The following is a 24412-nucleotide window of genomic DNA, read 5'->3' on the forward strand; positions in this document are numbered from 1 at the left end:
GCTCTCTACTTATTCATAAGATGCGATCTACTTGCAGCAGTGCTTACGCGATCGCTTTTTGTCACATCGTATAAATCTGCATTGAGAATCATGTTAAACTAGGAAAAATTAACTAAGGCGATGAAGTTGCTATGGTATTAACAAAACCAATCATTGCACCACCAACTACATCTGAAGACGATCAAATCACACTCCCTGACCACACACAACTGCCAGATTCAGATGGAGAATTTGTGAAAAATTTTCAGGAACTACCCCAAAGTATCATTCTCACAACTTCTATAGAAGCAATTTTACAAAAACTACATCCCGACGGACGTTATTGTATTGGACAAGATAGCGGTATTTATTGGCGAATTACAGAACCACTAGTAAAAGGAGCAGAAGCACCAGATTGGTTTTATGTTCCCCATGTTGCCCCTTTATTGGCAGGAGTATATCGCCGTTCTTATGTAATGTGGAAGGAAATTGTTGCCCCATTAATTGCCATTGAATTTGTCTCTGGTGATGGTTCAGAAGAAAGAGATACTACCTCATTACATGATATTGATGACCAAACTGGAGAACCAAAGAAAGCGGGTAAATTCTGGGTATATGAACAAGCAATTAGGATTCCCTTTTATGCTATTTATGAGGTAGAAAAATCATCGGTTGAGGTCTATCATTTGGTAGATGGCAAGTATGAGAAAATGCCAGCTAATGAACGAGGGCATTTTCCGATTCCACCAATGGGGGTAGAGTTGGGGATTCAACAAGATACGGAAATACCCTGGTTACGTTGGTGGACTGGAGATGGTGAGATGTTGTTAACTGGCAATGAACGAGCAGACCAACAACAACAAAGGGCAGACGAGCAACAGCAAAGGGCAGACCAGGAACGCCAACAAAAAGAAAAATTAGCGGCTTATCTGAAATCTATCGGTGTTAATCCTGATGAAATTCTGTAGAGGATGTTTAGAGAACTCCACAAAAAAATTATCCAATTTTGTGGGATGGGCATACTATGGCTAACGCCACGCTACGCTATCGACAAGCTCAGTACAAGTCTTACCCGTCCTTGTATTATTAGCGGGCAAGATGCCCGCACCACAAAAAATTTTGGGATATTTTTTTAATTGGAAGTCTCTTAGGGAATAACTGGTGCGTCAGATAGAGGGAATCTGTTTTTTACCAAGTTATCGAGTCTGACGCACCCTACAAATTGAGAATTGACAATCTATGCTTTAGTGAGGATTCTTTGGATAATTTCGACACCAGAGAAGGCTTGCCATGCAAAAAGCCCTAAAATAGCAAAATTTAACAATATATGAGTTATCCGCGCCCAATTTGCGCCTTTTTGCATAAAAGGAGATAGAGATGCGGAAAAAGCTATTAAACCTGTCATCCCTAATCCGGCTAATAGATGGGGTCCGACAAATAACTTACCATTATTAATGTAGGTGACAGCCATGCCACCAATTGAACCTGCCACCATCAGAGCTAACATAATAGAACCAATTTGGTGATGTTTGATGGTATAACGCCCTTTAACTAGTTCTTTCTTTTCTTCTCCCTGAGCATTTCTGGTACGCTGTACTTGTAATCCTAAATATGCAGCATACAAGGAAAGTGCTAATAGTACCCACATAGTAACTGGGTGAGCAAAGTTCAACCAGAATCTGATTGTTGGAGTTAGTTCAAAAGCCATATTTTTTACTTCCGATTATTAAATCTTCATAAAACTTAGCATACATTTATTTTTCTTACGTAGAAATTTTTCAATCTTGCCAAAGTGTAATCTGGAGTTGGAATCAGTCACATCTACCGAAACAGGATATAACCAAATGATAGAAAATCAAGATACTTCGTTGTTGAAGGCTGTGAAAACTGGGGATATGCAGGGAGTATTTACGCTGCTGTCCGACGGTGCTAATGTGGATATTAGCGATATAAATGGAACTACAGCATTGATGTTTGCGGCGAATTTAGGTTATACAGAAATTGTGCGATCGCTCTTGGATGCCGGTGCTAACATTAACTTAACCAGAAAAACCTATAATTTAACAGCACTAATGCTGGCTGCTAGTGCTAATCAAATAGATGTTGTCAAATTATTAGTCTCTAACGAGGCAAATGTCAATGCTACCAACGATGATGGTAGTACCGCATTAATGATAGCAGCACTGAAAGGTCATCTTGAGATTGTACAAATTTTATTAGCCGCCGGTGCTGACATAAGCATTACCGACAAAGATGATGATACCGCGTTCAAACTAGCCATAAAACACAAACATCCAACAGTAGTTAAAGCATTATCACAAAATAACCATATTGTCAATAGTCAAGATCCAGAGGGTGATACAGGATTAATAATTGCCGCAGATTTAGGCTATTTAGAAATAGTCCAAGCATTGTTATCATCTGGTGCTGATGTTAACATCAAAAACGTTGATCATGGAACAGCATTATTAGCAGCCACAGCAACGGGAAATACTGCTATTATCACCGCTTTATTAGATGCAGGTGCGGAAATTAATCATCAAGATAAAGAAGGTGAAACAGCCTTACATTTTGCCGTTGTCGAAGAATATATAGATGTAGTCAAAATATTAATCCAACGGGGCGCAGATGTGCAAATTAGAAACCATTTGGGAGATACACCCTTATTAATAGCCGCATTCCAGGGATATAGCGATATAGTAGCAGTTTTACTAGATGCAGGAGCAGATATGGAAAAGAAAAACTTTGGCGAAGTTGCGCTTACCTTAGCAGTATCCCAAGGACATTTCCCAACTGTCAAACTATTACTTTATTATGGAGCAGATATTAATAAATTAGCAGATGATGGTAAAACCGCTTTAGTCAAAGCCATAGCTGCCAACTATCCCGAAATATTCCAATTACTATTAGAAACAGGAGCAAATGTGAATCTGCAAAACTCCGCTGGCGCAACTGCTTTAATGTTAGCTGTAGCAGAAGGTTATAGTCAAGCAGTGGCAATGCTATTACAAGCTGGGGCAGATGTAAATTTAAAAAATCAAGGGGGTTATACAGCCTTAATGATTGCCGAATTTAATAATTATCGTGGTATTTGTAATATGTTAAGACAAGCTGGAGCGCAGGAGTGATAGACGTTGAATTATGTAAATATGAATTATTTTCACCCAAAGGTAAGAGTTTTGAAAATTAAATTCAGGGAAGTAAATTTATGCTTTCACCAGAATTCAACCAGCCAGATATGCGATTTTTAGAATACAAGCAAATAGAAGTGCAAGTTTCATCAATTCTGACTGCTGTTAACCCTGCTAATCCTGCTTGTTCTAATTTTTCATAAATCCAAGCAGCGATCGCCTCACTAGTTGGTGACTCTAAACCCAGAGATTCATTTAAATAATAGTGATCTAAATAATTCTCCAGCAAGGGTTGGAGATATTTTTTGATTTCTGAATAGTCCATAACCATACCCTGTTTAGCACCTTCTGTTACTAATCTATCACCAGCTACATAAACAACTCCACGCCAACTATGTCCATGCAGCCGAGAACATTTACCATCATGGTAAGGCAATTTATGTGCTGCTTCAAAGCGGAATTCCTTAGCTAGTAGCCACTGCTGATTAGTCATTGTACTCCGATATACTTGTGTGTTTGTAAAGATAGTCTATAGTCAGGTTTTTGTTGTAATATCTGGAAAATCAGCGGTAGTGATTTCGACGAACTGTTCCACTCAGGTTGTAAGTAGACAAGCAAATTAGGGTGAGTAGATAGATATTTTTCGTAAAAATCAAGTTCTCTACCAGTTTCTATGATTATCTTAACTTCATTAGCTCGACTCCAAAACTGACTTTGCACTGGATATTTAGCGTTAAGATGTTCCTTGGGAGATAGAGTAATCCAGGCTGCGGGGGAAACTTCTTGCCAAAAAGAGCCTGATGTTTCAATGCTAACCAACTTATCTGCAACTAACAAAGCTTGTACTAATTCCGGTAAATGCTTATGAATAAATGGTTCTCCACCAGTTATTACCACTCTGGGAGATTTTATTTCCCCTAGAAGTTCAGCAATAGGACGTTCGATTCGGGGTAAATTTACTCTTGGGTCAGCATAACCCGTATCACACCAAGGACAAGCAACTGGACAACCAGATAAGCGAATAAAGTCTACTAAGCAACCAGTCCAGTACCCTTCTCCCTGAACTGTACTTTGAAAAGTTTCATGAATTGGTAGCTTGATTTCTGAAAACGACATTTTTTAAATCCATAACCTCTTTGACTACCAGCTTGCCATAGAAAAAGTAAAAATCTGTAGGACTTACGCAAGAGTTGTAGGGTGCGTCAGATATCAACAATCTGTTTATTTGCAGAATTTACGCAGTCTGACGCACCCTACCAATGTGCCAATTGCGTAAGTCATGCTCTTTTTATTGTATGGGATTTTTATGTAAAATTTATACTTTACTTAAGTAAATATTGCTGGATTTAAGAATAATTAATCAGATAAGATTTTGATAAAAATCAACAATTTACAAATTATTAAAAAAGAGAAACATCAAGATGAAATTCTTACACGACAAGGGTAGAAAGAAGTAAATTCATCTTTCACCGTTACCTTGTTTCTGCCTTGATGTTTCCTACTGTGCTAGATTTGAACAATATACATTTTTTTATTTGAAGGGGAAGTATTGGAATTATCAATTTTTATGTAATAAAAACTACGTGGATTATAAATTAATCTATCTTAGGTGTGGTTTTCTGAGCATTTGTGGCACTTTCGAGTAATCATAAGGGACTTCCAAATAAAAAAATACTCAACCACCTAACGCAAAAATCTCTCAAACCCTTATTCCTCTGTGTCCTCTGCGCCTCTGTGGTTCGTTAATCAGGATAATTTATTTCTTGGAAGTCCCTAAAGAAAAAATTAATTTTTTTTGAACAATAAATAAATAAGATCCCCGACTTCTCTAAGAAGTCGGGGATCTGAGTTTTGCAATGTTCAAAAATCAAATATGATGACTATATATTTTAACAAAACAAAAAAATGCAAATTATACAGAGTCTTCATACTGGTATTCTAGTCACTGATTTAGAACAGGCTGAATATTTTTATAGTCAGGTATTAGGACTAAAAAAAGTAGAACGCCCTCTAAAATACCCCGGTGTCTGGTATCAAATCGGTAATTATCAACTTCATCTCATAGTTGCGCCTGCTGTACCAACCGATAAGCAACAGGAAAAATGGGGACAGAATCCTCATATTGCTTTTGCTGTGGTTGATTTGCAGGTTGTGAAAGATGAGTTAATCGCTAAAAATTATCCTTTTCAGGCTAGTGCTTCTGGTCGCGCGGCAATTTTTATTAAAGATCCAGATAGAAATATTATTGAACTTAGTCAACAATGAGATTATTCTCCATGACAAAAGTTAAAATGGGTAGATTGTGAAAAGATAAATAGCAAATGTTTTGGGCTGATAAAATCGCTGCTGATGCAGTAGGCTACCAGGTAGTTAATGATTCTAAGACTCCATCAGGACGGGTACACGTTGGGTCTTTGCGGGGTGTGGTTATCCATGATGTGATTTACCGGGCATTGAAACACGCAGGTAAACCTGTCAAGTTCTTGTATGGTGTGGATGACTATGACGCACTGGATACAGTTCCAAAATACTTAGATCAGGAAAAGTTTTCTCCTTATTTGGGCTTTCCGCTGTGTAATGTGCCTTCTCCTGGTGATGATGCTAGTGATTATGCTAAATATTTCATTGGTGAATTTTTTGAAGTTTTCGAGTATTTAGGAATTAAACCAGAAACTTATTTTCTCCGCGATTTATATCGTTCTGGAAAACTTAATTCCTATATTGACACTTTCTTAAAAAATGCCCATTTGGTGAGAGAAGCTTATAAGGAAGTAAGCAAAGCTGACCGTCCAAATAACTGGTATCCTTTTCAAGTTATTTGTGAAAATTGCGGTAAGATTGCCACAACTGTCACGACAGATTATAACGGTTCAGAAGTATTTTACACCTGCAAACCTGATGCAACTGACTATGTAAAAGGTTGTGGACATTCTGGTTGGGTTTCTCCTTTTAATGGTAATGGTAAATTACCTTGGAAAGTTGAATGGGTGGCTAAGTGGGATGTGTTGGGTGTAACTATTGAAATGGCTGGAAAGGATCATTCTCAAAAAGGTGGTTCTCGTGATGTTGCTAATGCGATTAGTCGCAAGGTTTTACAAAAGCAACCTCCTTTTCATTCTCCCTATGAATTTATTCTGGTAAATGGGACAAAGATGAGTTCTTCTAAGGGAGTTGGTTCGAGTGCTGAAGAAATTGCGGCTTTACTTCCACCGGAATTACTGCGCTTTTTAATGTTGCGAACTCAGCCAAGAACTGTCATTAATTTTGCGCCAAATTATGAAACTACTACTCGTTTATTTAGAGATTACGATACTTTAATTAACAAGTATTCTAAATCTCCTGAATTAACGGAGGAATTAATGCCGTTATTTTACGCCCAACTAGGGGATGAAGTTAAAACTTTCCAACCTTTTGATTTTAGTACGTTAATTTCTTTGTTGCAAGTTCCGCGTTTAAATATTCAAGATGAGGTTGTCCAACGTAGTCCACAGCCTTTAACTGAGTATGATCAGGAAATTATTAATCAAAGAATTGCTGCTGCACAATTGTGGTTACAAGATTATGCAGATGAGGAAGAAAAGTTAGTTCTGTATTTGGAACAAGTTCCTGATAAAGCTAATGATTTGAACTCTGAACAGGTTGCTTATTTGCAAAAGTTGATGGAGAATTTGCAAAATATTCCTAATTGGGAAGCTGAGGAATTACAAACTATAATTTTCTCGACTACTAAGGAGTTAGGGATTCAACAACCAATTGCTTTTAAGGCTTTGTATCTATCTTTTTTAAATAAAGAAAAGGGTCCAAAAGCTGGTGGTTTGTTGTCTTATTTGGAGAAATATTTTGTGATTTCGAGGTTACAAGATGTTGTGGCTTTGAATGCAGGTAAGGAAAAACTAGAAGTTTCTTAATTCCTTGTTCCCTGTCTCTGACAGGGAATACGGTTAATGAGGCTCTGCCTCATATTAATGTTAGCATAAGGCAGAGCCTTTTGATTGCATTCCCAGGTAGAACCTGGGAACGAGGGAACGAGGAATAATATAACAACTATTAAATCCCTCAACGAAATTCTTTGATTGCTTCTAAGGGGGAAGATAACAAAAGACAACGATTCAATAAAGATAAATCTAATTTTGGCAACAATTCACTATTATTAACTTTCTCATATTCTTCTTGTCGCAAACAGTAAATTTCCAGCATTCCATCTTCCCAAAACCAAACTTCGGGAACTTGCATTAATTTATATTTCTTCAGTTTGATAGGACTACCACTAGTAATAACAATTTCAATACATAAATCTGGTCTAGGTTTATCAGTTTGAAAACAATAAGATAAATCGGCTTGATACTCAACTATACCAGGAACAATTTGCGAATAGCTACCACTGGGGAAAAATTCAATTTCCTCTATTTCAAAGTGTTTGGTTAGTAGTGCAGCCATTAAACTACTAATTGCTTCATGTGGTTTACTGATAGTCACGATTTCTAAAACTCCTTCACAATAAAATAAACGCACTCCTGGTACATTTTCAAATGCTTTTTGAATTGCTTGGAACTTTTCCCAACTTACTCCAGGACGGTAGAATCGTTGTTCTTCTTCTACTAAATTAAGAGCATTTTCTAAAGTTTGAGTCATGATATCTCTCCCTTTTACTATTGATAAGGTTGATGTTATAGCGGTAATCACGCTTGGTGCAATATAATCGAGGGCGCAGGCCCTGCGCCCCTACAGGCTTTACGATTTGCTGACTGTATCTTAATTCAAGTGCATACTGCTATATTTTTAGCAATCAGCTATCAAAAAAAGACGGAAATATCAATCTATGATAGCTGAATAGTTTGGTGATTTCAGCGTTTGGCTAGTTGTGGAGTTTTTCCTTTTAAGCCAAGCATTAATTTCAGGGCGAATATTTTCACTATGGGAACTCTTTGCATAATCCACAAACCCAAACGGCGAATTATTACCACTGGTAAGAAGTTGTTAGAAAAAACTCGATCTAATAAGTCGGTGAAACCTAAAATTGCAAGGTTTTCTTTTTTTCTCCAGCTTTCATATTGCTTGAGTATGGAAATATTACCAATATCTTGACGCTTTTGATGGGCGGTTTGGATGATTTCGGCTAATGCGGCTGCGTCCCGAATTCCTAAGTTTAAACCTTGTCCACCAACGGGATGACAGTTATGGGCGGCATCACCTATTAATGCTAATCTGGGGAGAACATAGCGATCGCTCTGCATTAACTGTACCTGAAAAATAAATCTGTCTCCCAATAATTCCAATTTTCCCATTTGTTGACCATAGCGTTTCGTCAGTTCCGCTAAAAATTCCTCATCATTCAACGCACACAAGGCTTTTGCTTCTTCATGGGGTGCAGTCCAAACAATGCGACAACGGTTTCCCGGTAAGGGTAAAATTGCAAAGGGACCACTTGACCAAAACTTTTCATAAGCGGTGTTATTGTGAGATTTTTCTGGTTTGACAAAAGCCACAATACAGGATTGCCAATATTTCCACCCTTTGGTTTTAATGCCGGCGGCTTGACGAATGGGAGATTTTGAACCATCAGCAGCGACTAACAATTTACTGCGAATTATCCGATTTTCGTCGCCAATTTTGATATTAATAGTAACTATATCTCTTTCGTTTTGTGTACTTACTACTTCCGCTGGACACAAGATGGTTACATTCGCACAACTTTGAACAAATTCCTGTAAAGGTGCTAACAGCGCATAGTGTTCTGCTACATAGCCTAATTCTGGTGTCCCTAAATCATCGGTTTGGAAGTTCACCACATCAGGATAATCAGCATCGGAGAGACGCACTTGGTTATATTTAGCAATGTTGGGGAGAATTTTGTCCCATAAACCAATTCCTTGGAAAATTTGGGCGGACAGTAGATGTACAGCATAAGCCTGTCCTTTAGCCACTGCGGCTGATGCAACTCTAGCTTCAATGAGGAGAATTTTTAAACCAGAATCTTTTAAAGCTGCGGCTAGGGTTAAGCCGACAATACCACCACCGACTATGACCAAATCATAATCATATCCCCAGTAGGTTTCTGTGGGGGTGTGGGGGGATGAAAGGGTAGGAGTAAGCGGGGAGATGGACATTGTGAAGATAAATTACATAGTTTTAATTATTATTGTGACGCGATCGCCACTGATGATCAACATAAATAAAGGAAACGATCACAGATTAAGTAGGTGAACACAATAAAACCAAACTGTGTAAAGAAACGTAAAATCGCCCAAACCCTCTTCACTCTTGCCTCTTGCCTCTTGCCTTTTGCCTTGCCATAACGACAATTTTCAACGCCAACCTACTTACACAGATTACACAAATTGTTGCGTTTTGTTGGTTTTAAGTGTGAACAGTATTGGTTTACTACCTGATTGACTTTTTGAGTTGATCACTTTGTCCTGCTGTTACAGATTCGATAGTGAGATTGATGTTATTTTGTTTTTGCACAAATTCTTTTATCCCCATCGCCATACAAATTATGACACTCAATTTATATTTACTGCGGCATGGCGAAACTACTTTTAGTCAAAGTGGTAATTTCTGTGGTGAAACTGATGCAGATTTGACAAAAGAAGGGATGCAAATGGCATCTAGTTTTGCTGATGTATATCAAAAATTGGACTGGTCAGCGGTTTATGTTAGTCCAATGAAACGCGCTATTGCCACTGCCAAGCCATTTTGTGATGCTACTGGTATGAAGATGCAGGTGCGGGAAGGACTTAGAGAAGGTAGTTATGGACAATGGGAAACTAAGAGTAAATCGTTTGCTCAAGAAAATTACTCAGAAAACTATGTAAAATGGTTGACAGAACCGGCTTGGAATGCACCCATTGGTGGAGAAACTGCGGTAGAGATTGCTAACCGTTCTATGCCTGTAATTGCGGAAATTCAAGAAAAATATCCCCAAGGTAATGTTTTAGTCGTTTCCCATAAAGCCACGATTCGGATTATGCTTTGCAGTTTACTGGGGATTGATTTGGGACGCTATCGTTATCGGGTGAATATTTTGGTCGCTTCAGTAAGTATGGTTAAATTTGATGTGCATGGACCTTTGTTGGAAATATTAGGAGACCGACATCATCTACCTGATCATATTCGCTCTCGTGCCGGAACATAAACATAATATAGCAGGAGTCAGGAGTAAAAACCTGTTTTGGACGGAGTTTCACCTACGGTACGTTAACACGAACAATTCATGTCCTAACCACCTTGACCGTTGCTATAAATCAAAACTTTTTAAATTTTAAACACCTTCTTATTCACCCTTAAGCCAAAATATTTCCATTAACTCTACTTTAGGTAGTAGCAATATTTCTTGAGGCTGAGTAATCTTAAACTTATTAATGCCTGAAAAACGTGTAAGTACCCTGGAGATCATTTCAGGGTCTTTTTTTATGGCAAGCAGGAGGCAGGGGTAGAGAGTAGGGAAAAAGAATTATTCTTAGGAACGCAAATTTAATAACCTGCAATTCTGATGTAACCTGGAATGGTGCGTTACGCTGTCGCTAACACACCCTACTTTTGCACCTTATTTAATTCACATTCCTTATTACCTATTACCCATTACCCATTACCCATTACCTATTTTCGAGCAAAATGTTTTTCCATGATTTCTAAAATCATGGGTGCAGCGACACTACCACCACCACCACCGGAATGTTCAGCAAAGGCAACCACTAAAATTTCTGGCTTATCCGCAGGTGCATAAGCGCCAAACCAAGCGTGATTTTCTTTAACCCCTCCTCTCCAAGCTTCAGCAGTACCACTTTTGCCAGCTACCAGAGGAAGATTGGGGACATTTAGTACCTTACCTGTACCTTCACTAACTACCTTCCGCAATCCTTCCCGGAGAACTTTGACCGTTGTGGGTTTGAGATTTAATGATTCTCTCCAGCTTTTAGCTTCTTCATTATCCTTCAATAAATGGGGCTGAACTCGATAACCACCATTGGCAGGTACAGCAAACATCACAGCGATTTGTAAAGGAGTAGCTTGTAAAGCCCCTTGGCCAATGGACATATTTATAGTATCACCCACAGTCCAATCTCTTTTCCATACCTTGTGTTTCCAAGTTTCATCGGGAACTAAACCTTTAGATTCTTCTGTAGTAAATTCAAACCCGGTTCTTTGACCAAATCCATATTTACGAGTCCATTCAATCAATGTTGGTCCACCGACTCGCTTACCAATTTGATAAAAGAATGTATCACTGCTCCACTGTAATGCGCCGACAAAACCCAGAGGACCAAACCCAGCGTGATTCCATTCACCAAACCTAGTTCCACCAATAGTTAAAGAACCGTAGGTTTGTAATACTGTATCAGGAGAAAATTTACCTGATTCTAGTGCAGCGGTTGTGGTGACGATTTTAAATGTACTGGCTGGAGGAAAGGCGCTAATGGCACGATTGACCAAAGGATGTCCAGAACCTTGAACGGTTAACCAATCTTTTTGAGAAAGTTTTTGTTTAGAAAATATATTGGGGTCAAAAGTAGGATGAGACACCATTGCTAAGACAGCCCCATTTTTAGGGTCAATTGCAACTATTGCGCCATTACGATTACCTAAAGCTTTTTCTGCGGAAATTTGCATATCCAAATCTATGGTTAAGTGCAAATCATTGCCAGCTTTTGCTTGTTTGCTTCCCAATACTCGTAAAGGTCTACCGCTACCATCTACTTCTACCTGCTGACCGCCCCATTCACCTCTTAACAATTTTTCATAAGCTTTTTCTACTCCCATTTGACCCATGACATCTCCTAAGCGGTAGCCTTCAGCTTTCCTTTTTTGCAACTGTTCAGCAGTAACTTCACGGGTATATCCAAGTATATGAGCCAACTCTTGACCATGAGGGTAATAACGAACAGCTTCCGTATTTATTTCTACTCCTGGTAGTTCATTTTCATACTCTTTTAATCCTGTTACCTGTGCTTCGTTTAAATTTCGAGCAATGCGAATTAGTGATGAAGGATTGACAGCAGATTGTTCAAGTATTTTCTCGATATCTGTTTGGGGAGTGTCGAGAATTTTGGCTAAACGTGGACCAACTACCGACCAAGATGCTTTGGTATGTGCCATTGGCCATAAATATACAGATCGGGGATAACGGGTGCTGGCTAATAATTTACCATTTCTATCAAAAATATTACCTCTTTCTGGTTGTTTGGGAATAATCCGAATGCGGTTGGATTCTGCCCGGATGCGGTGGTTTTTTCCTTCGATAATTTGTAAATATATTAATCTAGCGCCAATTCCAGATAACATTAATAATGTGAATAGAATTACAAATGTAGATTGAACACCACGTCCAACTGTGCGTGTATTTTTTGTTATACTAAGTAATGATGGTAAAATAGCCATAGACCAAAATAATTTTTTGGGATAAATAGGTAACAGGTAACAGGTAACAGGTAACAACGGACAACGGACAACGGACAACTGACAACTGACAACGAACAAGATTAAATATCAGGGTATTCTACTGAAGATTATGGCTCGAACTGCGATGCAGAATCAAAGAGGTTTAAAACCACTACAGCCACTTGATGTTGAATTGCGTAATGTATTCAAGTTTTTCAACCAAGAACCCGCAGTACACGGAGTGGATTTGGATGTTAGACAGGGAGAGTTTTTTAGCATTTTAGGTCCCTCTGGTTGTGGAAAGACAACTACGCTCCGCTTGATTGCTGGATTTGAAAGGGTGGATGCTGGTAAGTTACTCATTCAAGGTCAGTTAATGACTGATGTTCCTCCTTATCGGCGACCTGTGAATACTGTATTTCAAAGTTATGCTTTATTTAACCACTTGAATGTGTGGGAAAATATTGCTTTTGGATTGCGATTGAAAAAAATATCCAAATCGGAAATTGCTAGTCGCGTTACAGATGCTTTAAAGCTAGTAAAAATGGAAAGTTTGCGATCGCGTCTTCCTAGTCAACTCTCCGGTGGTCAACAACAGCGGGTAGCCTTAGCCAGGGCTTTGGTTAATCGTCCCGCAGTTATTCTCCTCGATGAACCTTTGGGAGCATTAGACTTAAAACTTCGCAAGGAGATGCAGGTTGAGTTATCCAATCTTCACAAGGATTTAGGGTTAACTTTTGTGATGGTGACACATGATCAGGAAGAAGCATTATGTTTATCTGATCGCATTGCGGTGATGAATCAAGGCAAAATAGAACAAATTGGTACTCCTAGCGAGATTTACGAACGTCCTCAAACACCTTTTGTGGCTGACTTCATTGGTGATACTAATCTATTTAGCGGTGAAATTGTGGAAGTAGATGCAGAATCTATGAAAATTTCTACTAAAACCGGATTAACGATGATTGTTAGTCGTCACGAACAAACTCCCCTAGAAATAGCTCAAAGTGTTGTTGTTAGTGTCCGTCCTGAAAAAATTCAACTTTCCCTTTATCCCACTAATATACTCACAAATTGTTTTGAGGGACGGCTAATTAATGTCATGTATTTAGGGACTCATGTTAATTATGTTGTGGAATTAATCAATGGTGTTCACCTCAATGTTTTACAACCTAATACTTATGCTAGTTTACCAGATAGGAATACACCCATTTATGCTTGGTGGGAAAAATTTGACTGTTTAGCTATTAGTCAAGATGTAAATTAAATGACTAACAGACGTAATTTTCTCAAAAAAACGGCGGCATTTTCTACCTTATCTTTAGGTAGTTGTGGTTGGCGACTAGCTAATGTGGTGTCAAACTATATTAGCTCTAATCAAAGTGGCAAACTATATATTTATACCTGGACTCAATATACAGATAAAGAATTAATAACTACCTTCACGACCCAAACAGGTGTGAAAGTAATAGCAGATGTATATGAATCCAATGATGTCATGTTAGCTAAGTTGCAAGCCGGAGGTGGTGGTACTTATAGCATTATTTACCCCTCTGACTATATGGTACAAAAGATGGCGGAAAAAGGGTTATTGATGGAAATAGATCATAGCCGTTTAATTGGCTTAGATAATTTATTTTCCCAATTTCATAATCCCACTTATGACCCGAATAACCGTTATAGTATTCCTTTTAATTGGGGAACAACGGGTTTATTATACAACTCAGAAGAACTGGTAAATGCCCCAGAAGATTGGGAGTATCTTTGGCAAAATCAAGATAAACTCAATAAACGATTTACCTTACTCAATGACGTGCGAGAGGTAATGGGTGCAACATTACGGATGTTGGGCTATTCCTATAATTCCCAAAATGAAAATGAGGTTAAACAAGCATATCAGAAATTGCAGATATTAAAACCTGCGATCGCCGCTTTTGATACTGACGCTTGGCAAAATAAGATTCTGGCGGGAGATTTAGCGATAGCTATGTGTTATTCTGCTGATGCCGTCAAAATTTCTCAAGAAAACCCCAAGCTCAAATTTGTAATTCCTCGTAGTGGTTCTTCATTATGGACTGATACCATCGTCATTCCCAAATCTAATCCGAATATAGCTGGTGCTTATGCCTGGATTAACTTAATTTTGCAACCAGAAGTAGCAGCGAAAATTTCCGAACGTTTATATATTTCTACTCCTAATCGGGCAGGATTTGAAAATTTACCAAAAGCAATTCAAGAGAATACTAATTTATTTCCTCCTGAATCACTTTTAGCAAAGTGTGAACGTCTAACTCCTTTAGGAAAATTTGAAGAGATTTATGAACGTTATTGGACTCAATTACTAACTTAAAAAATGATTAAGGAAGTAGGGGCGCAGGGACTGCTCCCATTCAGGAGTCAGAAGAAAAAAGAAGGAGTAAACTATTTTGCCGTATAGCTTTTACCGTAAATCTTAATATCTCATTGAAGTGCATACCGCTATATAATCACTAATTCGCAAATGTAAATGGAATCTTCTAGCAACATCAAAAAAATCGAGAAATTACAACCTGATTGGAAAAATTGGCTACCGACCTGGGGATTACTAACACCATCTGGTATTTGGTTATTAATGTTGCTAGTTTTGCCAACATTAATAATTTTTGAATTAAGTTTAGTCCCAGATATTCGACCAGGTGATTTAGTAAATCCCAGTGGATTAGGTAACTATATTCGCATTTTTGAATCACTTTATTTAAAAGTAATATTTAATTCACTTTTTTTGGCATTTGGAACTACTATTATGACCTTGATTTTAGGCTTTCCCGTTGCTTATTGGATTGCTTTGACAGCACCAAAACGGTGGCAAAATTTGTTATTATTAGCCTTTGTTTTGCCTTTATGGACTTCTTCCTTATTGCGTTCTTACGCATGGATTACAATTTTACGTCCTACCGGATTATTAAATAGTATATTAGCCAGTTTTAGTTTACCTGCTGTGAATATTTTGAACAGTAACTCAGCAGTATTAATTGGCATGAGTTACAGCTTGTTACCTTATATGGTGTTAATTTTATATGCTTCTTTGGAAAAGTTAGATAAGCAGCTATTAGAAGCTGCTGCTGATTTGGGTGCAAATCCAGTGCAAACCTTTTGGAAAGTGACTGTACCTCAAGTTTTACCAGGAATCACTGCTGGTTCGCTGCTAGTTTTTATTACTGGGTTAGGGGATTTTATAGACCCAGAATTACTGGGTGGTGCTTCGAGTATGACCGCTGCGCGGTTAGTTTATAATCAGTTTCTGGGCGCTAGTCAAAATTGGGGTTTCGGTTCAGCATTGAGTATGGCATTAATTTTGATGGTGAGTATTGCCATTTCTTTTGTAATTAAATTTGATCAAACTAAATAATTGTTGACTTTACAAATTTTATGAAATTAAACCTAATAAACTAATAATTATGTTATTAAATAACCGCTATCGAATATTAAGAACTTTGGGGAGTGGTGGATTTGGCGAAACTTATTTAGCTGAAGATACCCAAATGCCATCTCAACGTCGTTGTGTAATAAAGCAGTTAAAACCGATTCAAAATAATACCCAAATTTATCAATTAGTCCAAGAGCGTTTCCAACGAGAAGCCGCAATTTTAGAACAACTTGGTTCTACATCTAATCAAATTCCTAGTTTATATGCTTATTTTCAATTTAATGATCAATTTTATTTAGCTGCTGCTAGAGATATGTTAGAAGCTTTGGAAACGCTCTCAAATCCCGTAGCACCTGCTTTTGTAGCAAAACCTACGGTTATTGCAGCACCATCTCCTTTATTACTTGAAAATACAATTGCAGTAAGTCCAGGTAATGACGTACAAAATTCTCATCAAACTAATCAAAATACCGCTAGAGGTGGAATAATTCTTGCTAGTGTAATTGCCAGTGGTTTAATTGGTGCTTCTATTATTGTTGGGTTTGCTATTAATAAATCACCCTTACCTATTGAATCATCAAATAATAAAAATACATCAGTATCTTCCTCTGCAAGTCAAGAAAATCAAAAAACATTATTATCTAAAAATCCCGAAAGTTCTTTACCTCAATTTTCTGCTAAAACAGAAACTAAAAATCAACAATTATCAGACTCATCTACACTAAATAATTCTATTTATTTTATTGCTGATTCTGCTTTTCCAGATTTACAAACTGCAACCAAGCAATCTGACAATTTACAAGTAAAGGGTTATTCTCAAGCTGGAATATTCTGGATACCAGATTATCCTAATCTATCAGGTAAACGTTTATATCAAGTATATGCTAATCGGTTTAGTGATATCACAAACTGTATCAACTTCTTAAAAACCTATGGGAAAGTTAATTCAGATTCTTATTGTGTACTTGCTAGTAAAGATGCAAATACATCACCTAATCGGGTATTTTTCAAAGAAATTTCTAATGTCTCCATCTCTAATACATCACCGAGAAATACCACGAATACAAATATCAAGAATTATTTTTGGATTTCTCAAAGACGAGTTACCGAAGCAGATTTAGTAGGTAAAGATGGTTATGAATTAGATATTATGCGAAATACAGTTTTTGCTGTTAAGGGTCGCAGGTTTGATACTCCTGGGTTACAAGAATATTTTAATCAACAGCCTTGGTATAATCCCCGATATTCACCAAAACAATTTCCCATTAATTTGCTATCAAAATTCCCATATTATCCTACTTAAGTAAGGTTTTTTGGTTCGATTTTAAATATCTATCTTGCGATAGATGCCAGAATTTTTGTATACTTGATAATGTTTACCCGTTATATACTTACTGGAAATCTCCATATCTAAAGGAAATTAAAATGCTAAAAGTTCTTTGTGTTGCTTTATTTACAAGTGTTTTAACCAGTGCTAACGTATTAATGCTTAGTTCTGTAACAATAAAACCTGCTTATAGTCAAAATAATGCTACTATCAATTACTTCAAACAAGGCTATCAAAGAGCTTATGCTGGCTGGTCAAACTTTAACAGTGAGGAGAGAGCAATGGATAAGAGAATTGAACTTGCTTTGACAAATGCAGGTATGAGAAGCATTCCTGTCACAGACCAAAATCTGATATGGATGATCCAGCAAATAAATGCCAGTCCTGATCTTTATACGGCAGGATTTATAGCAGGTCGGATGAGTGTGTTAGCCCAGGCAACCCAAACATTTGATCAGACAGATAGCTTATTATGTTCTATAGGGAACCAGTTCGGAATATCTGCCGGAAAAGCTTACTGTTAATCAATACCTTCACGAAAACCCTGAAACCCTATTGATGTGGTAACGATTTCATTGGGTTTCAGTCCTATTTTTAGAAAATTGTTATAAGCATTGTTATTGAATGAAATTAATTTCTAGCAATACTTACCCCAAAATCTCAGTTAACTTCTCCAGCAAATCTTCCGCCAAATCTAACAACTCAATCTCATCAATCGTTTCATTACTAGAACTGCGATCGCTCCCTACAACCCCAACACCACCTACTAACAAATCCTTAGCAGCAAAAATTCTCTTATTCTCTGTTAATTGACTCAAACAATATTCTAAACCTTCAATAATTTCTGAAACAGATTTATCCTGTAACTTTTCCCGTACCTTTACCGCAACCGCATCATCACTTTCTAAAAAAGTTGTCATCTTTTCTATATAAGTTGGTTCATCATTATCATCTCCCCAAGTATCTAACCAATCACCCTCAACATCATCACAATACAAATAGGTTGCATCTAGCCCATATTTCATGATATCATTCTCTAATTGACGGGCTGTTTCTATATGTTGTAAAAAATTATCTAATTTCTCTTGACTGTTAATTGGTTCTTGGTTAACCATAATTACTCACTTCATTAAATTTCCTATTGATAAGAATAAACAATACTCATATTCCCCAAAAATAAAATAACAATTGTCAACACTGCAACCAGACTAGCAAAAAACTTAGTTCGTCGAGAATAAATAAATCCTTTGTAATTGATTTCTTTAATCCTGTTCATCCTTCAATCCTGGACATCCTGATTCTGACAATTACCAGTTGCAGAAAAATCATATTTCCTACAACTGGCATAACTTACCATTACCAATCCCTAACTTTATCTATGACTATCAAGTAAACCATGACGGGAAAAAATACCCTTCAATTTCAAATTAGTGAAGACATTTATAGAATTTACTAATTCTCGTTGTTCAGAACTTAAATCTAATGCTTCCAAAGCTTGATCAATATTATCACCATTGTGTAATTCGTGAGCAAGCAAATCACGTTGAGATAAATCTAAAATTGCCGCAATTTCTTTATTTCGACGCTGACGAATCCCTTGTAGTGCTTGATTTTCTTGGGGAGTAAAATCATATTCAGATAATTTGATATTATCGCTAATTTCTCCAGAGTTTGTGAATAAGTGACTAGCACGAGCCAAAGGAACTTCCCAGGAGAAAAAGGTAATGGCAAAAATAAGAGCCAAAGTCAATAACCGTTGTGTTAATTTATTAATCATGTTGATTTTGAGGTTAATAACAGCTTAAGTTAAATTCTAACTAGTAGTTCGTCAAATTTATTTTGACGGGTAATGATCGGAAAAAACTTCTGTTCTTCCCTCCCCCCCCTGCCTCTCTTCTCCCCCTGCTTGCCTTCACCCGTCATTTTCGGGTTGACAGACTACTAGGGAAAGAGTAGCCTAGACAATTTTCCTATTTCCGGGTGCGACTTGCCAAAGAGAAACAAGCATTAATCAGCACTTATTTAATAGAACAAACTTACTAGTCATTAAATGGCATAAATCCTGAGTTCAAGACAGTGACAAAGAAATCAGGCTGTTTCTATATTTAAGGTGAGCTAAAGTAGATAATGTTTTCTCTATGACTCAATTCAGAAATTGATCATCAGGATAATTATTTTGCTAATAGATTGTAAAAAAATGTAAAGCCTGTATATTTAAATTAGATGATACATATTTTTGTCTGTTCATTATAAATTAGAAGTTTCAAAATTAATATCATACACATAGAGTTTTAACTATTCATTCCGTCAACTTGTTATCAGCCATGACACTACCTGAGCCTCAAACCGATATTAAAGACATTTACCCGTCACCTCCCAAGTCAAATCGGTGGCTGCGCTTACTATTAGCTGCATTGTTATTAATTGGGGGTGTCAGCGGGATAGCATGGAAATTGCTACATCCTGAAAAACCAAATCCAGCAGCGGCTAATGCTCCACCTCCGGGGGTTAAGGTTAAACTATCCCCAGTGCAAACAGGTACAGTTGAAGATAGTACGGAATATATAGCCATTCTGGAATCGCGGCGTTCAGTCAACCTCCAACCGAGAATTCAAGGTCAGGTTTCGCAAATATTCGTGAAATCAGGAGATCCAGTTTCCTCCGGGACTGCGATTCTGCAAATAGATTCTCGACAACAACAAGCCGCAGTTAGTAGTTTATCCGCTGCTGGTCAAGGCTCGCAAGCGCAACTAGAAAATGTTCGCGCTACTCTGAAATCTTTGCAAGCAGAACGCCTAGCAAATATTGCTAATATGCGATTAAGTCAACAAGATTATAAGCGCTATTCTGAATTAGCTGCACAAGGGGCTGTATCTCGTCAGACTCAAGATTTATATGCTAACAAACTAGCGACGGCAAAAGCCCAACTAGGGGCGATAGATTCCCGTATTCAAGCTCAAATAGCTACCATATCCCAGGTAGAAAAATCCTTACAACAATCTGATGCCAATATTAAACAACAACAAGTTCAACTTCAGTATTATAAAATAACTGCTCCTTTTGCGGGAACTGTTGGTGATGTTCCCGTTAAAGTAGGGGATTTTGTGAATACTTCCACACCATTAGCAACTATTACCCAAAACCGACCTTTAGACGTTAAAATTCCGGTGCCATTGGAAAAAGGTACACAATTACGTCCAGGATTGCCAGTGGAATTAATTAACGCCCAAGGTAAAATTATTGGCAATAGTAGTATATTCTTTATTTCTCCCAATATTACTAATAACTCTCAATCAATATTAGTTAAAGCACTTTATAACAATGATAATGGGCAACTACGAGCAGATCAATTAATTCGGGCTAAAGTGATTTGGAATCAACGTTCTGGAGTGCTAATTCCCACAACAGCAATATCTCGAATCGCTGGAGAAACCTTTGTATTTGTAGCCGAAACTGGAAAATCTCCTCAAGATGGTTCTCAATTAATAGCTAAACAAAAACAGGTGAAGTTAGGCAATATTAAAGGGAATGATTATCAAGTAATTGAGGGATTACAACGGGATGAAAAATTGATAATTTCAGGAATACAAAACCTCAGAGATGGACTGCCAATAATTCCTGAAAATGAAGAAACAGGGAATAGTGAAAAGAAGTAATCACCAATTACCAATAGGACTCACGCAAAATATCTCTCAAACCCTCATTTCTCTGTGTCCTCTGTGCCTCTGTGGTTCGTTATTCCGTAAATCTTAATCAATCACCAATTACCAATTTATGTTTGTTAACTTCTTTATTAAGCGACCTGTATTTACCAGCGTCTGCGCTATTATCATCTTACTTGTTGGTGCAATCAGTATTCCCACATTGCCTACAGCCCAGTATCCAGAGATTAGTCCTACGCAGATTATCGTCAATTCTAATTATGTTGGCGCTAGTGCGGAAATTGTTGAAAGTACCGTCACGACGATTTTAGAACGGCAAATTAACGGTGTCGAAGGCATTAAATACATGACTTCGAGCAGTAGTAATGATGGTAGTAGTACGATTACTGTCACATTTGATGCTTCACGGGATAAGGATATTGCCGCCGTTGATGTGCAAAACCGCGTCACCTCGGCTGAACCCCAGTTACCAGAAGCGGTGAAGCAAACAGGAGTGACTGTGAGTAAACAGTCTAACAATATTCTGTTAGCGATCGGTTTGTTTAGTGATAATAAAGCCTTAAATAATGTCTTTTTAAGTAATTATGCAGATTTATATTTAGTAGATGCCCTGAAGCGGATTAAAGGTGTCAGTGAGGCGCGGATTTTTGGTGAACGTCGCTATGCAATGCGCCTATGGCTTGACCCGAATAAATTGGCTAGTCGGAATCTAACTACTGATGATGTGATTAATGCCCTGAAGGAACAAAATTTACAGGTAGGTGCGGGACAAATTGGACAACAGCCAGCCGTTGATGGTCAGATGTATCAAATTGACTTGAGGGCAGTTAGTAGGCTGACGGAAGTTGAGGAATTTGACAATGTGGTAATTAAAACTGCTGGTGACGGTAGTTTGATTAAGTTGAAAGATGTGGGAAGGGCGGAATTGGGAGCGCAAAACTATAGCTCATTTCTGCGGTTTAAGGGGAATGAGGGTGTGGGACTGGGGATATTTCCGGCACCGGGAAGTAATGTTTTGGACGTGGCTAATTTAATCAAAAAGGAAATGGCGCGATTGTCGCAAAGCTTTCCGCCGGGGATGAAATATCAAGTGGCATTTGACACCACGACTATTGTAGAAGAATCTTTGGCAGAAGTGATAAAAACTCTTTTAGAGGCGATCGCTCTGGTAATTCTCGTTATCTTTATTTTCCTACAAGATTGGCGGACTACGTTAATTCCTGTGATCACCATTCCTCTGTCCTTAGTGGGGACGTTTGCCTTCGTCAAAGCCTTTGGTTTTTCCGTCAACACCTTAACCATGTTTGGTTTAACCCTCGCAACCGGCATGGTAGTTGATGACGCGATTATTGTCGTGGAAAATATCTCCCGCTTAATTCAAGACCAAGGAATGTCACCCCGTCAAGCGGCTTCAGTCTCCATGGAAGAGCTATTTGGGGCAGTAATTGCTACTTCCCTAGTATTAATGGCGGTATTTGTCCCTGTCGCCTTTTTCCCCGGTGCAACTGGACAAATTTACAAACAATTTGCCCTGACAATTGCCTTTTCTATCGCCATTTCCACATTTTTGGCTCTCACCCTCACCCCTTCTCTTTCTGCCTTGTTGTTGCGGCAAAGACCCGCACCTAGAGGGATTTTGGGTTGGGTATTTGGTAGAATTAATTGGTTTTTAGAAGCCATGGGTTGGGGATATGAGCGCTCTTTAAAATTTTTGGTAAAAATAAAAGCGATTGTTCTCCTGTTATTTATCGGTTCATTAGGTTTCACTGCTTGGCTGTACATGACCGTACCCACAGCATTTCTCCCCGACGAAGACCAAGGTTATTTCATTACCATTATCCAAGGGCCAGAAGGTTCTTCACTCAAATACACCAGTAAAGTCATGAGTGAGGTAGAAGCAACAATCCTCAAATTACCAGAAGTTACAGGAACATTTGCAATTGGTGGTTTTGGTTTTAGTGGTAGCACCGCTAACAGTGGCATAATTTTCACAACTCTCAAATCCTGGGACGAACGTAAACAACCAAATCAATCAGTCCAAGCAATTATTGGTAATTTAAGAAAAAGCTTTTCAGGAATTACCGAAGCTAGAGTTTTCCCGGTTAATCCCCCCGCAATTCGCGGTTTAGGTAGTTTTAGTGGTTTCCAATTTCAGTTACAAGATATAGCGGGAACTAACAGCTTAAATTCCATGCTGCAAACCGTTGGTCAGTTCATGATGCAGGGAAATCAAACCCCCGGATTGCAAGCTGTATTTAGCACCTTTACCGCCAATACACCGCAAATCTTAATTGAAGTTGACCGGAATAAAGCGAAATCTCTGCAAGTTTCCATTGACGATATTTTTAAAACCCTGCAAACTTATTTGGGTTCACGATATGTCAATGATTTTAATTTTCTGTCTCGCACATATCGGGTATATGTTCAAGCAGATGCTCAGTTTCGTTCCAATCCTGATGATATCGGTTTATTAAATGTGCGTTCTCAGACTAATCAGATGATTCCTCTGAGTAGTTTAGTGAAATTAACGCCCACAACAGGAGCGCAAACCATTAATCATTATAACTTATTGCGTTCTATTGAAATTAACGGTTCTGCTGCTCCTGGTACTAGTTCTGGACAAGCAACTTTGGCTATGGAAAAACTAGCTAAAAAGATATTACCCACAAGCATGGGATATGAATGGTCGGGTATTGCGGCTCAGGAAAAAGAATCCGGTGGACAAGCACCAATCATTTTTGGTTTAGGTTTACTTTTCGTCTTTTTAGTATTAGCTGCTCAATATGAAAACTATGTTGACCCTTTGATTATTATGTTGTCAGTTCCCTTAGCTATTATGGGAGCTTTAGCATCACAATCATTAAGAGGTTTAAATAATGATGTATTTTGCCAAGTTGGGTTAGTCATGTTAATTGGTTTAGCCAGTAAAAATGCAATTTTAATTGTCGAATTTGCTAACCAGTTGCAAGAACAGCAAGGTTTATCAATTACCAAAGCAGCAGTAGAAGCAGCACAAGGTCGGTTACGTCCCATTCTCATGACTGCTTTTTCGACTTTGTTGGGAATTTTTCCCCTAGCAACTGCTACAGGTGCGGGTGCTGCGAGTCGTCAATCTTTAGGTACTGCTGTATTTGGGGGAATGTTTGTAGCGACTTTCTTGAGTTTGTTTATTGTGCCAATTCTCTATATCATCATTGGCAAAATTCGTCAACGTTTGCAACCTGTTCATCATGCTCCCCATTTAGAAGTGCGTGAAGAAGATCATGTTTCCATAAGATAGCATTCTCTCGTTCCTAGTCTAGAACACCGTAAGGGCGAAGCATTCGGGCGACTATGGTTCAAACCATTGATTTTCTGTCCGTAAGGGCGAAGCATTCGGGCGATAACCTATCGTTGAAACCATTGATTTTCTGTCCGTAAGGGCGAAGCATTCGGGCGATAACCTATCGTTGAAACCATTGATTTTCTGTCCGTAAGGGCGAAGCATTCGGGCGATAACCTATCGTTGAAACCATTGATTTTCTGTCCG

The 24412-nt window shown here is 38.1% G+C and carries 20 protein-coding genes; 12 read left to right on the forward strand and 8 right to left on the reverse strand.

Annotated features, from left to right (window positions below; translation table 11 throughout):
• Nucleotides 1-131: 131 nt before the first annotated feature.
• Complete coding sequence (locus HEQ36_RS20370) at nucleotides 132-947, forward strand: Uma2 family endonuclease (RefSeq protein ID WP_053537662.1); 816 nt, start codon at nucleotides 132-134, stop codon at nucleotides 945-947.
• Between the two features lie 269 nt (nucleotides 948-1216).
• On the opposite strand, the gene HEQ36_RS20375 is transcribed toward HEQ36_RS20370, so the two are convergent.
• A complete protein-coding gene (locus HEQ36_RS20375; protein ID WP_053537663.1) occupies nucleotides 1217-1687 on the reverse strand; it encodes a DUF4079 domain-containing protein in 471 nt (156 codons plus the stop codon).
• Nucleotides 1688-1823: 136 nt separating this feature from the next.
• Here HEQ36_RS20375 and HEQ36_RS20380 point away from each other — a divergent pair, with 136 nt between their 5' ends.
• Nucleotides 1824-3107, forward strand: a complete 1284-nt coding sequence (locus HEQ36_RS20380) for an ankyrin repeat domain-containing protein (protein ID WP_168635165.1) — start codon at nucleotides 1824-1826, stop codon at nucleotides 3105-3107.
• 64 nt (nucleotides 3108-3171) lie between these two features.
• Here HEQ36_RS20380 and queD read toward each other — a convergent pair whose 3' ends face one another.
• The gene (gene queD / locus HEQ36_RS20385) at nucleotides 3172-3603 is read right to left on the reverse strand and encodes a 6-carboxytetrahydropterin synthase QueD (protein WP_168635164.1); all 432 of its coding nucleotides are present in this window, start codon (nucleotides 3601-3603) and stop codon (nucleotides 3172-3174) included.
• A complete protein-coding gene (locus tag HEQ36_RS20390; RefSeq protein WP_168635163.1) occupies nucleotides 3600-4226 on the reverse strand; it encodes a radical SAM protein in 627 nt (208 codons plus the stop codon). Before HEQ36_RS20390 ends, queD begins: the two co-directional genes overlap by 4 nt.
• A gap of 789 nt (nucleotides 4227-5015) precedes the next feature.
• Between HEQ36_RS20390 and HEQ36_RS20395 the strand changes: the two genes are divergently transcribed.
• A complete protein-coding gene (locus tag HEQ36_RS20395; RefSeq protein WP_168635162.1) occupies nucleotides 5016-5375 on the forward strand; it encodes a VOC family protein in 360 nt (119 codons plus the stop codon).
• Between the two features lie 56 nt (nucleotides 5376-5431).
• On the forward strand, nucleotides 5432-7018 hold the full coding sequence (lysS, locus tag HEQ36_RS20400) for a lysine--tRNA ligase (RefSeq protein ID WP_168635161.1): 1587 nt from the start codon (nucleotides 5432-5434) through the stop codon (nucleotides 7016-7018).
• Nucleotides 7019-7166: 148 nt separating this feature from the next.
• Here the strand turns inward: lysS and HEQ36_RS20405 are convergent, their stop codons facing one another.
• Both HEQ36_RS20405 and HEQ36_RS20410 read right to left on the reverse strand, forming a co-directional pair.
• Complete coding sequence (locus HEQ36_RS20405) at nucleotides 7167-7742, reverse strand: Uma2 family endonuclease (RefSeq protein ID WP_053537669.1); 576 nt, start codon at nucleotides 7740-7742, stop codon at nucleotides 7167-7169.
• Between the two features lie 212 nt (nucleotides 7743-7954).
• Nucleotides 7955-9217, reverse strand: coding sequence for an FAD-dependent hydroxylase (locus HEQ36_RS20410; protein WP_168635160.1), 1263 nt, complete (start codon nucleotides 9215-9217; stop codon nucleotides 7955-7957).
• 389 nt (nucleotides 9218-9606) lie between these two features.
• On the opposite strand from HEQ36_RS20410, the gene HEQ36_RS20415 reads away from it, so the two are divergent.
• Nucleotides 9607-10245, forward strand: coding sequence for a histidine phosphatase family protein (locus HEQ36_RS20415; RefSeq protein WP_168635159.1), 639 nt, complete (start codon nucleotides 9607-9609; stop codon nucleotides 10243-10245).
• Between the two features lie 464 nt (nucleotides 10246-10709).
• Here HEQ36_RS20415 and mrdA read toward each other — a convergent pair whose 3' ends face one another.
• Entirely contained in the window at nucleotides 10710-12488 is a 1779-nt protein-coding gene (mrdA, locus tag HEQ36_RS20420) for a penicillin-binding protein 2 (protein ID WP_168635518.1), read from the reverse strand.
• 130 nt (nucleotides 12489-12618) lie between these two features.
• Here mrdA and HEQ36_RS20425 point away from each other — a divergent pair, with 130 nt between their 5' ends.
• The 5 genes from HEQ36_RS20425 (at nucleotide 12619) to HEQ36_RS20445 (ending at nucleotide 17745) form a co-directional block, all read left to right on the forward strand.
• On the forward strand, nucleotides 12619-13755 hold the full coding sequence (locus HEQ36_RS20425) for an ABC transporter ATP-binding protein (protein ID WP_053537673.1): 1137 nt from the start codon (nucleotides 12619-12621) through the stop codon (nucleotides 13753-13755).
• Nucleotides 13756-14838 (forward strand): spermidine/putrescine ABC transporter substrate-binding protein, encoded by a 1083-nt coding sequence (locus HEQ36_RS20430; RefSeq protein ID WP_168635158.1) that lies wholly within the window; start codon nucleotides 13756-13758, stop codon nucleotides 14836-14838.
• A gap of 156 nt (nucleotides 14839-14994) precedes the next feature.
• Nucleotides 14995-15876, forward strand: a complete 882-nt coding sequence (locus HEQ36_RS20435; protein ID WP_053537675.1) for an ABC transporter permease — start codon at nucleotides 14995-14997, stop codon at nucleotides 15874-15876.
• Between the two features lie 49 nt (nucleotides 15877-15925).
• A complete protein-coding gene (locus HEQ36_RS20440) occupies nucleotides 15926-17197 on the forward strand; it encodes a YARHG domain-containing protein (protein WP_233455382.1) in 1272 nt (423 codons plus the stop codon).
• A gap of 122 nt (nucleotides 17198-17319) precedes the next feature.
• The gene (locus HEQ36_RS20445) at nucleotides 17320-17745 is read left to right on the forward strand and encodes a hypothetical protein (RefSeq protein WP_168635157.1); all 426 of its coding nucleotides are present in this window, start codon (nucleotides 17320-17322) and stop codon (nucleotides 17743-17745) included.
• Nucleotides 17746-17868: 123 nt separating this feature from the next.
• On the opposite strand, the gene HEQ36_RS20450 is transcribed toward HEQ36_RS20445, so the two are convergent.
• Nucleotides 17869-18336 carry a hypothetical protein gene (locus HEQ36_RS20450; RefSeq protein WP_168635156.1) on the reverse strand — a complete coding sequence of 156 codons (468 nt, stop codon included), beginning with the start codon at nucleotides 18334-18336 and terminating at the stop codon, nucleotides 17869-17871.
• 257 nt (nucleotides 18337-18593) lie between these two features.
• Nucleotides 18594-18998, reverse strand: a complete 405-nt coding sequence (locus HEQ36_RS20455; RefSeq protein WP_168635155.1) for a hypothetical protein — start codon at nucleotides 18996-18998, stop codon at nucleotides 18594-18596.
• A gap of 547 nt (nucleotides 18999-19545) precedes the next feature.
• Between HEQ36_RS20455 and HEQ36_RS20460 the strand changes: the two genes are divergently transcribed.
• On the forward strand, nucleotides 19546-20877 hold the full coding sequence (locus HEQ36_RS20460; protein WP_168635154.1) for an efflux RND transporter periplasmic adaptor subunit: 1332 nt from the start codon (nucleotides 19546-19548) through the stop codon (nucleotides 20875-20877).
• Nucleotides 20878-20995: 118 nt separating this feature from the next.
• A complete protein-coding gene (locus HEQ36_RS20465; RefSeq protein ID WP_168635153.1) occupies nucleotides 20996-24163 on the forward strand; it encodes an efflux RND transporter permease subunit in 3168 nt (1055 codons plus the stop codon).
• The last annotated feature ends 249 nt before the right edge of the window (nucleotides 24164-24412 follow it).

Origin of the sequence: Anabaena sp. 54, assembly GCF_017355725.1 — a bacterium.
Lineage (GTDB): Bacteria > Cyanobacteriota > Cyanobacteriia > Cyanobacteriales > Nostocaceae > Dolichospermum > Dolichospermum heterosporum.